The sequence below is a fragment of the Longimicrobiales bacterium genome (genome assembly GCA_028823235.1).
GTDB lineage: Bacteria > Gemmatimonadota > Gemmatimonadetes > Longimicrobiales > Gaopeijiaceae > UBA2589.
Genome location: JAPKBW010000002.1, coordinates 218,893 through 231,045 on the forward strand (window position 1 = coordinate 218,893; position 12,153 = coordinate 231,045).

The 12,153-nt window shown below is 62.0% G+C and carries 9 protein-coding genes and 1 tRNA gene; 7 read left to right on the top strand and 3 right to left on the bottom strand.

Features of this window, described 5'->3' with window-relative positions; translation table 11 throughout:
* Positions 1-41 precede the first annotated feature (41 nt).
* Positions 42-251 carry a hypothetical protein gene (locus OSA81_01830; protein ID MDE0897733.1) on the top strand — a complete coding sequence of 70 codons (210 nt, stop codon included), beginning with the start codon at positions 42-44 and terminating at the stop codon, positions 249-251.
* Positions 252-260: 9 nt separating this feature from the next.
* On the opposite strand, the gene OSA81_01835 is transcribed toward OSA81_01830, so the two are convergent.
* A complete protein-coding gene (locus OSA81_01835) occupies positions 261-1,589 on the bottom strand; it encodes an amino acid permease (protein ID MDE0897734.1) in 1,329 nt (442 codons plus the stop codon).
* Positions 1,590-1,745: 156 nt separating this feature from the next.
* On the opposite strand from OSA81_01835, the gene OSA81_01840 reads away from it, so the two are divergent.
* The 4 genes from OSA81_01840 to OSA81_01855 are packed head-to-tail and all read left to right on the top strand — an operon-like array spanning position 1,746 to position 7,470.
* Positions 1,746-4,496, top strand: a complete 2,751-nt coding sequence (locus OSA81_01840) for a M14 family zinc carboxypeptidase (protein ID MDE0897735.1) — start codon at positions 1,746-1,748, stop codon at positions 4,494-4,496.
* 45 nt (positions 4,497-4,541) lie between these two features.
* Positions 4,542-5,327, top strand: a complete 786-nt coding sequence (locus OSA81_01845; GenBank protein MDE0897736.1) for a rhomboid family intramembrane serine protease — start codon at positions 4,542-4,544, stop codon at positions 5,325-5,327.
* A complete protein-coding gene (locus tag OSA81_01850; GenBank protein ID MDE0897737.1) occupies positions 5,324-6,850 on the top strand; it encodes a pyridoxal-dependent decarboxylase in 1,527 nt (508 codons plus the stop codon). The genes OSA81_01845 and OSA81_01850 overlap by 4 nt, the downstream gene beginning before the upstream one ends.
* 32 nt (positions 6,851-6,882) lie before the next feature.
* Positions 6,883-7,470, top strand: a complete 588-nt coding sequence (locus OSA81_01855; GenBank protein MDE0897738.1) for a YigZ family protein — start codon at positions 6,883-6,885, stop codon at positions 7,468-7,470.
* A 267-nt stretch (positions 7,471-7,737) separates the two neighbouring features.
* Here OSA81_01855 and OSA81_01860 read toward each other — a convergent pair whose 3' ends face one another.
* Both OSA81_01860 and OSA81_01865 read right to left on the bottom strand, forming a co-directional pair.
* Positions 7,738-8,358, bottom strand: a complete 621-nt coding sequence (locus OSA81_01860) for a hypothetical protein (protein MDE0897739.1) — start codon at positions 8,356-8,358, stop codon at positions 7,738-7,740.
* A 45-nt stretch (positions 8,359-8,403) separates the two neighbouring features.
* On the bottom strand, positions 8,404-9,705 hold the full coding sequence (locus OSA81_01865; protein MDE0897740.1) for a Xaa-Pro peptidase family protein: 1,302 nt from the start codon (positions 9,703-9,705) through the stop codon (positions 8,404-8,406).
* Positions 9,706-9,906: 201 nt separating this feature from the next.
* On the opposite strand from OSA81_01865, the gene OSA81_01870 reads away from it, so the two are divergent.
* Together OSA81_01870 and OSA81_01875 are read left to right on the top strand one after the other, a co-directional pair.
* Positions 9,907-11,418: a serine hydrolase gene (locus OSA81_01870; protein ID MDE0897741.1), complete on the top strand. Its 1,512-nt coding sequence runs from the start codon at positions 9,907-9,909 to the stop codon at positions 11,416-11,418.
* Positions 11,419-11,769: 351 nt separating this feature from the next.
* Positions 11,770-11,843 (top strand) — tRNA-Ile (locus tag OSA81_01875).
* Positions 11,844-12,153: the final 310 nt, after the last annotated feature.

Consider the following 12,153-nt stretch of genomic DNA (forward strand, 5'->3'; position numbering starts at 1 on the left):
TATTGAAATCGCTGGGGTCAACCCGACACGAGGGCATGCAGATGAAGGACACTGAACGATTTGACGATGGCGATGCCCCGTTATCGGTCTTGGCCTTAGACGATGATGAGATCGACGAGGAAAAGGCGGATGACGACGAGGAGTGGGATGACGATGACGACTGGGACGACGAGGAAGAAGAAGCGGCTGAGCTTTGGGACGACGACGATGACGCCGGTGTTCGACGTTTCGTTCGTCCAACACGGACCTGACCGTTCGGGCTACTCCTCCGGGTCGGGGGAGGATGTCCCGCCGGTCGCCAGATAAAACACGGTCCCGGCGGCGATCAGCGCGAATGCGACTCCGGCCTCGAGCGGACGGTCTAGCGCCAGGTAGGTCAGAATCCAGATCGTAAGCCCCATGTATACCAGTGGGGTCAATGGGTACGCCCACGTCCTGTAGGGGCGGGGAAGATCTGGTTCTCGTGCGCGGAGAATGAACACGCCACCGACGGTCAGGAGGCTGTTGAGCCCGAGGATGAAGCCTGAGAACACGAGGATCGACTCAAACGAAGCCGTCACTATGAAGAAGACCGCGAGTGCGCCCTGGGTGTAAATCGCATAGGTCGGAATGCCATCTACATTGGTCTTCGACAGCCACCGAAACGTCGTGTAGTCCTGCCCGATCACATGGAGGACTCGGGGGCCCGCGACCACCATCGCGCTCACCGTCGATACCAGCAGCAGGGCAAGCGTGACGCCCATCATGTCCGCGCCGGTCGGACCGAAGATGTAGGTCGCCGCGATGTACCCCACTTCGACCTCTCCCTGCATCGCGGCCATGGGCGCCGCTCGCAGGAACGCGTAGTTCAACCCTACGTAAAGGCAGAGGACGACGACCGTTCCGCCTCCAAGAATCCAGGGTAGCTGGCGGGCGGGGTCGTCGAGCTCACTCGTCAGGTAGGTGGCGGCATTCCACCCGGTGTATGCGTAAGAGACATAGATCAGAGAAATCGCGAACGCTCCGCTCAGCAGGGCACCGCTGTCTCCCGCCACAGGCAGGAGAGCTACGGGCTGCGGGTCTGGAGTCAGTAGAAGTGCGGCACCGCAGAACGCGACGATCAGCAGGACCTTGAGGCTCGTGAACCCCGACTGCAACGCGCTTGAGTTCCGATGCGTAGTGGAGTGTACGAGCGAGAGCACCACCACTAGCGAGACTGCAAGGCCGGTCTCCGGCAGTGCCGGGAAGACCGCCGACAGATAGGCACCAAAGGTGATCGCGGCGAGAGCGGTGGGCGCCGCGAAGCCGATCGTCGCGGAGATCCACCCTGACACGAAGCCCGCGCCCGGATGGTAGATCCGGGACAGGAAGGTGTACTCACCACCCGAACGTGGGATCGCCGCCCCGAGCTCCGCGTAGGTGATGGCGCCACAGAACGCCGCCACGCCACCGACGATCCAGAGCATGAGCAGCGGGAACGTCGACTGAATGTCGACGAGCTGAAATCCGAGGCTCGTGAATACGCCCGTCCCGATCATGTTCGCGACCACGATCGACGCGGCCGCGTAGAAGCCGTAGCCAGAGCGATGGGGTGCGGTCGTGGAGGGCATCAGGTCGGAGCAGTGGGTGGATTGCGCATCCGAATGTACAGGCGCGGAGCCGCTTTGGATGCAGTGCCCGTGCCTGCGCCCGGGGTGGCCCGATCGCCTGCGCAGGTGCAGTTTTCCCGACCTTTTAAGCTCCACATCATAGCCTTGGAATCTCTGATGCGCGGAACTCGCGTCCCGATCTCGATCATCGCACCTGGCCTGTTCGCTCTCGTGCTGTTTCTGGCACCTGCGCTCGGCCTCTCAGCCCAGGTGCCCAGGCCTGAATCCGTGCTCGGTTATCAGGTGGGCGCAGATTTCGAGCTCGCCAATTACGAGCAGTCGATGGAGTACTTCCAGGCTCTCGACGCTGCCTCGGACCGCATCGAGATGCGGGAGGTCGGGGTCACGAGCTTTGGGCGACCTTGGTACATCGCACTGATTTCGTCCGCCGAAAACCTTCGCGACGCCGAGCGGTATCGGCAGATCGCGCAGCAACTCGCTTATCCGTCGGACGACATGACCGACGAAGATGCGCAGGCTCTCGCCCGGGAAGGGAAGGCGATCGTGCACATCGATGGCGGCATGCACGCGAGTGAGGTCGCGCACGCTCAGCACACGATCCAACTGGCGTATGACTTGGTCACCGGGGACGATGACCCGGAGATCGCGACCATTCTCGACGATGTCATTCTGGTTCTCTGGCCCAGCATAAACCCCGACGGCCAGACCATGGTCTCGGACTGGTACTACTCGAACGTTGGCACGCAGTACGAAGTGGCAGGCACGCCGTTTCTTTATCAGAAGTACGTCGGTCACGACAACAACCGTGACGGATACATGATCAACCAGATCGAGACACGCACGATCACTCGCATGGATCGGTACTGGGAACCTCAAATCGTCTACAACCACCACCAGTCGTCACCCTTCCCGACGCGCATCTGGATTCCGCCGTTCGCGGAACCGATCAGCCCAAACGTTCATCCACTCATGTGGAGGACCGTGAACCTGATCGGCATGTCGATGGCGGCGGCCCTTGAGGAGCGCGGCCAGAAGGGTGCCGTCCACATGGGGACGGGCTTTGACAACTGGTATCCGGGATTTGCGGACCACGCGAATAGCTTCCACAACGTGGCTTCGCTCCTCACGGAGACTGCACTCTACCGGTACGCGACCCCTCACTTCTACACGCTGAACGATTTCCCGCAGAATCGACGTGATCTCCGCCCCGAATCCCTCTATGCCTCGCCCTGGGAAGGCGGCTGGTGGAGAATCGGAGACGCAGTTTCCTACATGCTTACATCGTCCGTGTCCGTGCTCGATGTCGCGGCGAAGTACAAGTACGACCTACTCTACAACCGCTATCAGGCCGCGCGTGACGTGATCGCCGAGCATCGCGCTGCGCCGCCGTATGCCTACTTCATCTCTGAAGATCAGCGTGACCCGGTCGCTGCGGTCGAGATGCTTCGACGCCTCGCCTTCAACGGCATCGACGTGAAGCAACTCGCATCTCCGGTGACTGTGGACCGCGTCACGCATGCCGCGGGCACCTGGGTCATCCCCATGGGCCAACCCAACGCCAACTTCGTAAAGCAGCTTTTTGCCGTGCAGGAGTACCCAGATCTGCGCGAGTATCCGGAAGGGCCGCCGGAGCAGCCGTACGACGTGTCAGGTTGGACACTCCCCTATCTGTTCGACGTGCGTGTCGTCGAGGCTCGCACGCCTCTGGGCGACGACGTCCGGAGTGCGATGAGCGATCTGGCAACGGAACCGCTCCCCTGGGACGCACCAGGCGATGCGCAGCCGTGGGATACACCTCCGGACGTGGGGTTCGACAGTAATCCTGTCGCGCGTGGCATCGTGCCTCCGGTGGGGACGGCGAGCGGTAGCGGCTCTTCCCTCATCCTCGATGCGGCTGAGAACAACGGCTACAAGGCACTTAACCGCGCCTGGGCGATGGGCGGCCGAGTCGGTTTCGTCGCGGGCGCGGCGGGCGCGGATGGCGCTGCTGGAAACACCGGCTCGTGGGTCATCGATGGACTGAGCGGATCACAGCGACAGAGCCTCGTGAACGACCTCCGGTTGCAGGCGACCGCAGGGTCTTCATCTCCGACCCCGGTGGCCAAGCCGAGGGTTGCGCTCTATCGGCCCTGGAATCCCTCGATGGACGAGGGAATTACGCGCTGGCTCTACGAGATGTATGAGCTGGACTTCACCAGTCTGAGGAACGCAGATGTGCGGGCGGGGGATCTCGCGTCTCGCTACGACGTCATCGTTCTCGCGGACATCAGGGCGAATAGCATCCTGAACGGGAGCACTCCAGGCTCTGTTCCGGCTCGGTACGCGGGCGGTGTGGGAGCTGAAGGCGTTCGTGAGTTGGACGCTTTCGTGCGAAGCGGAGGAACACTCGTCACGCTCAACGGGTCCAGCGATTTCGCCATCGACCAGCTTCATCTTCCAGTGAAGAATGTGGTTCGCGGGATTCCGCGGTCCGAGTACTTCGCAGGCGGGGCGATTGTGGAGATGATGGTTGATGCCAGCCACCCGGTCATGAGTGGTATGCCGGAGCATGCCAAGATTTTTGTCGGCGGCAGCCCCGTCTTCAGTACGGAGGAAGACTTTGCGGGACGAGTTCTGGCGAAATATCCGCATCAGGGCTCCCCCCTGCTGTCAGGTTACTTCCTCGGCGAGGAGCACGTGTCGGGCTTCGCATCCGCCCTCGAGGTCACACATGGCGCTGGCCGTGTCGTCCTCATCGGCATGAAGCCTCAGTGGAGAGGGCAGCCCTTCGGGACCTTTAAGATCCTCTTCAACGCGTCACTCTACACAGGCGCGGTGGCCGCTCAGACGCCGGACAACACAGAATTCTGGACGGCGCCCGAGGAAGAAGAGGAATCAGAGGAGAGAGAAGTCCGGGATGGACGCTAGGGCTCTGTTGAAACACATACGGGGCTCAAGGGGGTAGGGCTCGGCATGTTCATGATGTCGCCATGGGTTCAGCGTCTGCTGATCGCAAACGTGATCGTGTTTGTCGTGACTGGGACCAGTCCTGGTCTGGCGAACGATCTCGCGTATTACCCGCCGATCGCTCTCTTCCGACCGTGGACGATCGTCTCTTACATGTTCCTGCACGCGGACTTCGGCCATCTCTTTTTCAACATGCTGGGAATCCTTATTTTTGGACCCAGGCTAGAGACGAAGATGGGAGCGAAACCCTTCCTGTATCTGTACTTAGCGGCCGGAATCGGTGGCGCCGTTGCCCAGACCGTACTCGCCCCGGCCGCTCTGATGATCGGAGCCTCTGCCGCGGTCTATGCCGTCGTCGTCGGCTTCGCGTATTACTGGCCTCACGAAGTCCTTGTTCTCTTTCCGATTCCGATTCCCGTCAAAGCGTGGGTGCTTGCGACAGGCTATGTCGGAATGTCGGTCTATCAAGGAGTGGCCGGAGCTTCCGACGGCGTCGCGCACTTCGCCCATCTGGGAGGTGCGGCGGCGGGCTTCGCGTTCATCAAGTGGTGGGAGTGGCGCAGAGGGGCGTCCAACCGCGACTTCCAGTCGAAGATGCGGCCGGATTCGAGTCCTAGCGGCTTCGTCGGAGACCGCGTGGCGCTCGCGCGATGGAAGGGGATCTCCACAGCGGGGATGCACTCGTTGAATCGAGAGGAAGTCGAACGGCTGGTCGCAAAAGCGTTGGCCGAGGGACCGGGAGAGCTCTCCGCCGGTGAGCGGGAGTACCTCGACCGGATGGCGGCTTCGTGAGCCTGAAGAACTCGGGCGGGCATCTGGAAGGCCGCGTTACACCCCTCAACATGAGTGGTGAGGAATTCGCTAAGATCGGACATCAGCTCGTCGACGACTTGGCGGCACTCATTGACGGTGTGCGAGACCGGCCGCTCGGGAAGGGAGAGTCTCCTGAGGTCGTTCGCGCTGCGCTGCGCGCCGAGGCGTCGCTACCTGAAGGTGGCACGGACGCCGCTGCGCTGATCAAGCAAACGACAGACCTTCTGATCGATCACTCTCTCTACAATTCGCACCCTCGGTTCTTCGGATACATCCAGGGTCCTGCCGCGCCAGTAGGCATCTTGGCAGACCTGTTGGCCTCCGCAGTTAATCCGAATCTCGGGGGGTGGATTCTCTCTCCGATGGCGAGCGAGATCGAAGATCAGGCCACCCGATGGATCGCAGAGTTTGTCGGCTTCCCCTCAGGCGGCGATGGCGTACTGACCAGCGGTGGAAATGTCGCTAACATGCTTGGCTTCTGGGCGGCCCGGGCGGCGAAGGCCCCGTGGGATGTGCGCCGAGGTGGCATGGATGACCCACAGGCTCGCCCGCTTCGGATCTACTGTGCCAGGGGTACGCATACCTGGGTGCAGAAGGCTGCGGATCTGAGTGGGCTGGGGTCTGACTCGATCCGATGGATCGACACGGACGATCAGGATCGGATTTTGATCGACGAGCTCGAGACATGTCTCGAAGAGGACGTTCTTGCAGGTGATCGTCCGTTGATGATCGTGGGTACAGGAGGGTCGGTCTCCACAGGGGCAGTCGATCAGCTACCCCGGATCCGAGTGATCTGCGACCGATTCGATGCGTGGTTCCACGTGGATGGAGCATACGGTGCGTTCGCAGCCGCCGCCGCGTCAGACGTTCCGGAAGACCTGCGTGGCCTCGCGCTTGCCGATTCCGTTGCGCTCGATCCCCACAAGTGGTTGTACGCACCTCTCGAAGTCGGGTGCATCCTGGTGCGAGACCCCGACGCGCTGATGAACACGTTCTCATATCGGCCGGACTACTACTACTTCCAGGCCGACGCCAAAAACTTTTTCGAGCGCGGCATCCAGAACTCGCGCGGCTTCCGGGCGCTCAAGGTCTGGATGCAACTGAAGCACGTGGGTCGAGCAGGCTATGTGCGGATGATTTCCGAGGATATCCAGCTTGCCCGACGATTTGTCGAGATTGCTGCTGCCTGCGACGAACTCGAAGTGTTCGGCACGGCGCTTAGCATCGCGACGTATCGGTTCGTGCCGAGCGATCTGGCCACACGTGTGAGCGAGCCGCCGGTGCTGGCATACCTCAATGAATTGAACGAAGCGATTCAGGGGCGAATGGAACTTGGTGGTGAGGCGTTCGTGTCGAACGCCGTGCTCGGAGAGGTTTACGCGCTGCGTATGTGCGTCGTGAACTTCCGCACGACACTGGAGGACGTGGTCGCGCTCACTGAGATCAGCGAGCGGCTCGGTCGCGACGCCGACGCCGAGATACGCCCGGACGGGCTGCGATAAGCGATCCGTCGCAGTTTCCGGTTCCCGGGCGTGTGCATCGGGTTGAGGAGACCATTCAGCGTAGTCGCTTCATTACGACACTCGCACACGCGCCCGATGCCGACGCTGCACACGCGTTTATCGCGATGGTAAGGAACGAGTATCCCGACGCGACGCATCATTGCTGGGCTTTCGTCGCCGGCCCTCCGGGGAGTACTGCCCACATTGGCATGAGTGATGACGGCGAACCTCACGGCACCGCGGGTCGCCCGATGCTCACGACGCTTCTGCACGCGGACCTAGGGGAGGTCGTGGCAGTGAGCAGCCGGTACTACGGGGGCGTGAAACTGGGCACGGGCGGACTTAGTCGAGCGTACTCAGGTGGGGTGGTGCTCGCGCTCAAGGATCTTCCCACCGACGTGAAAGTCGAGCGTGTGAGTCTTCGTGTTACGGTGAGCTACGCTGAGGTCGATGGGATGCACCGTCTGATCGACGAGATGGAGTTGATCGTCCTGGTCGAAGAGTTCGGTGCTGAGGTTCGGTATGAACTTGGGGTCCCGACCACGGAGGCTGACGAACTGCGCCGGCGGGTCGGCGACCTCACGCGGGGCTCAGGCCAGTTGGAAGAGATGGATGGCTAGCCGGATCCGCTCTGCACCAGCTCGTATTCCTTTGCAGATCCGCTCTGTCGCGGCGGAGCGGTCGACTTCAACCACGAGAGCGATGCCACGGAATACGGGGCGACCTTTGTGGGGGACCTCTCGCACCATGTCATAGATCTCCAGCTGCTGTCCGGGAGGCCTGTGAGGTCCTCCCGGGTCAGCACGCCGTCGGCCGCACCGCCATGACAGTCACAACTCCCGAGGGCAGGGCGCGAACAAATTCAAGACGGGTCTGCAAAAAGCTTCTTAGTTCTCGCTACCTGGCGGCGGTGGCGTGATCATGATGTGTGCGCCGGCTGTGCCCGGGAACATGAGCCAGGGCGCGCCAGGACCAGAAGGAGCCGGGGAAAGACCCGTGCTCTCGGGGGTGGCCCAGGGCGTGTACACGACCCAGCGGAGGAACGAATTCTCCACCGCCTCAGAAGCGGCGTCGAATTCGTCTCCCATCAGCACGTAGAGGGTCGCGGGTGTTTTCGGCATCGAAAGGGTGCCGGCGTCCGCTTCGGCCCAGCGTCGGGTCGCGAGCTCGCCGGAGTCGGTCACGCCCTCGGCTCGGAGCGCTCGGCCTCGTGCCATGAACGGATCGAGCGACTCGTGATAGCAGGCGACGTTCCATCCCTCGCGATTCGGATCATCCGCCAGGCAGATCAGCGAGTTCGTCCCGTTACGAAGGGTGGTCATCGAGCCGTCGTCAGCAAACCCGAACACGGTCGCATCGGCCCGATCGCCTGCGGGCGCCGCCTGCAACGCACCCACCATCTGCTCGGAGGCTGGCGGTGTTTGGGCCGCGAGGGGAGCCGTGACGGAGATGAAGAGGGCTGCGGCCGCTGCGGCCGAGCCGCGAAAAATTGTACATCTAAAATGCATGGGAACTCCGTTTGGGACGCCGAACGTTGGATTCGATACGCGGTTCTAGTGGGGCCAATTCCCGAAGGGATCTTCGAGAGACGGACTCTGAGGGGTCAGTAGATCGGCCCCGTCTTCTGTGATGACCATGATGTCCTCGAGCCGGACGCCAAACTCACCCGGGATATAGATCCCCGGCTCATCGCTGAACGAGTTCCCAACTGCCAGCGGCTCGTGGTTGCCCTTCACCAGATAGGGCCATTCGTGCCCGTCCATGCCGATCCCATGGCCGACACGGTGGGTGAAGTACGTGTAGCCGGGTCCGTATCCGCCGTCCTCGATGACTTTCCGGGCCGCCGCGTCAACGTCCTCGCCAGTCTTGCCAGGGCCAGCAGCCTTCCAGGCCGCGGTCTGAGCTTCGAACTCGATGTCGAAGACCTGCTTCATTTTGTCCGTCGGCGTACCCAGGACGAACGTGCGACTAATGTCGGAGCGGTATCCTTCTACCCCGCAGCCGCCGTCGAGAAGGAGAATCGTACCCTGCTCGATGACCTGAGGGGTGATCGACCCGTGAGGCAGTGCCGCCCACTGGCCGGTCTGCACGCTCGCGCTGCCCTGGAAGCCGAGGCGGCTGTGCGCAGTGCTGATGAGCCCGCCGACATCGCGTTGGGTCATCCCCTCTTCCATGGCCTCGTAGGCGGCCTTGTATGCGGTCAGGGTGACCTCATTCGCGAGCTTCATCAATTCGATCTCGTGCGCGTCTTTTACGCCACGGCAGCCGGCGCTGATCGGAGTCGCGCTCACGACCTGAAGGGCTGGCCCGGCTTCGGCGACACCGTTGCTGAACCGGAACTGCATGGTTTCCTCGGCACCGATACGGCCCGCTGCGAGACCACGATCCCGAAGACCTTCCACGACACGCATGTATGGGCTCTCGTGTTCCTCCCAAGTCCGGATCTCCGAATCTCCGAGCGGCCCGAGGGCGAGTTGTTCGCGCGCTCGGTCCTCCTCGAAAGCGGGCGACACTACGAAGGTGTCTCCGTTGACCGGGATCACCACGGCAAAGAGCCGCTCGCCCCCGCCCCAGCGGACGTTGGTGAAATACGACATCGACGTGCCGCCCGTCAGGAAGATGGCATCGAGGTCGTTCGCCCTCATCAGCCTCTTCGCTTTCTCAATGCGCCCCGCACGTTCCGCCATCGTAATCGGACTTGCTCGATCGGCCCATGAGGTCAGTCGTGCGATCGACGGGGGAAGGTCGTCGCCCTGGGTATGCGGCGCTGCCTGAGCGCCGGGCTCCGCGCAGCCGAGAGTAGCGCCGGCTGCTGCGGCCGAGGTAGTTCCGAGGAAGTGGCGTCGCGAGATCATGTGATTACTCCGTAATTCAGGCGCACCCGGGCGCCAGCGTGGGTCGAGCCGGGCATCATACGCTGGACTTCCGGACTCCACCACGCCTCAGAGTACACAAAATTTGAAAGATCGGAGGATCAGGACCCTGTCGCGGGGCCCTACGAATTCCCACGTTGTTGCTGGGTTGGGGGATGATGGACCGTGTTCTCAGGAGGATCTATGTCGCAGTTCTCACGCTACTTGCTTTCCATTTGCACCGTCGTGGTGCTTTCTGCGTGTGGTGGAGGTGAATCAGAAGTGCTTTCAACCGATGAAGATCGACCGCTCGAAGCTCTGCTCGCGCGAGCAGCGTCGTTTGAATTAGACACGGAGTACACGCCCCCACCCGGTGAAGCGCTGCATCACCAGACGGCAGGCTTCGCGAAAATTCTCTGCTCAGCGGTATTCATCACCGGACTGGAAGCGCGCGATGCGGCGGCGAATGTCGGAGGCTTTATCAGCCCTTTCGAGGAACGCCACCATGTCGTGGACACGGTCATCGATTACGACCGGCAAATGGTGTCGCTGACCTTGCCAGATGGTGTGGTCCGTTCTGCAAGGAAGTACGGCAACCAAGGGTGTGTGGCGCACCCGATCGGCGAAGACGAGATCTACTTCACTCCGAGTGACGTTGAACGGCAGCTGCCGCCCGCAGCGACGACGCCGTGGCCCATGGGCGACGTGCTCACGGATGATGCATGGCCGGCGGAGTTGGACATGGAGAAGGTCCAGGCGGCCCTGGATGTCGGGTTCGGGGCTTCGGACTCGCGTACCCTCGGCCTCATCGTGACCTACAAGGGTCGGATCCTCGGCGAGCGCTACGGAGATGGAATCGACATCCACACTCCGCTCGAGAGCTGGTCGATGACGAAGAGCCTGACCGGCACGCTGGTGGGCACGCTCATCGAGAAAGGTGCCTACGACCTGTGGGATCCCGCACCGATTCCCGAATGGCAGGGAGAGGGTGACGCGCGCGCTGAAATCAGGATTGGCGACATCATGCGGATGTCGAGCGGGCTGCGGATCAACGCGCCTGCCGATCCTGATTACGACGAGAGCATGTACGCGGATCACTACTACCTCTACACCGGGACGACAAACTCATACGAGTACGCGGCAACACGCCCGCAGCAGTGGCCTCCCAATACGATTGGGCGTTATCGGAACACCGACCCTGTCCTGGGCAGCTACCTTGTCCGTCTCGGCGCCGAGACGCTTGGCCAGGACTACCATTCGTTCCCGCAGCGGGCGCTCTTCGACAAGATCGGCATTCGTGACGGACTCATCGAGACCGACCCCCACGGGAACTTCCTTGGTCAGGGGCTCGCCTTCATGCCAGTCCGTGACTGGGCTCGGCTCGGAAATCTCTACCTCCAGGATGGCGTCTGGAACGGTGAGAGATTGTTGCCCGAGGGCTTCGTCGAGTACGCGTCGTCCGTAGCGCCGGCATGGGACGCAGACGGCCGCCGAGTATACGGAGGAGCGTTCTTCTGGGTGAATGGCGAGGGAGGCAGTGGACTCCCCGAGACGGCGTACAGCATGCGCGGCGCAGGTGGTCAGAGTACGACGATTATCCCGACGCACGACCTCGTGGTCGTGCGGATCGGGAAGTACACCGGCGCAGGCGCAGGCGGCGATGCTCTGAATGCGGCCTTCGCTATCTTGATGGATGCGGTGCCGCCGACGCGTTGAGCCTAAGTGGTACTCAATGATATAAGGGGGGCGGGGGACCCTCATGGGCCTTGCATGCTAAGGCACGAGTTCTAGGGACCGTGTCGGGGGAGGAGTAGTGAGGATCGGGGTCATGACAGGTGGCATTGTTGGCGGTCGGACTCGGTAGATACAATGCTGCAGCACGTCGCCCGAGACGTTCTGATGCCCCAGCGATCTTGCGTTTCGATGGTTTCATGAGGGTGTGTGCGTGTGGGATGAGCAGGCCCTGTATCCCGACAATATTGAGACAGAGCAGCGGTTGAACCGCCGCTGAGCCCTGAGTAGCTTTGGCGGCTCGGTGTCGTGGGATGGTTGCGGTACTGACTTGCAGGGCCTGTAGCTCAGTTGGTTAGAGCGCACGCCTGATAAGCGTGAGGTCGGAAGTTCAAATCTTCCCAGGCCCACTGTTGGAAACGGAAGCCCCGCTTGGTCTTAGGTGACTGGGCGGGGTTTTGCTGTATCAGGTTTGGCAGAGGTCTGCAGCAGAAACTGAAGCATAGAGTGGGTTCTTGGATCGGACAGGGGCCAGTCCCGGAAGTGCTTCTCCGCCCCTGGGCCTCGCGCTGGTGCGGCTTCTCCTGCGTCCCGACGCTGATTCCTTCGCGAGAAGCAATGGGGGTGTCCGTTCCGGCGCCTATTGGACCCATGTGACCCTGCAGCTTCCGACGGCCTCTCCCAGTTGCAGCCGCAGGGACCCGTGGCTCCGCATCATCA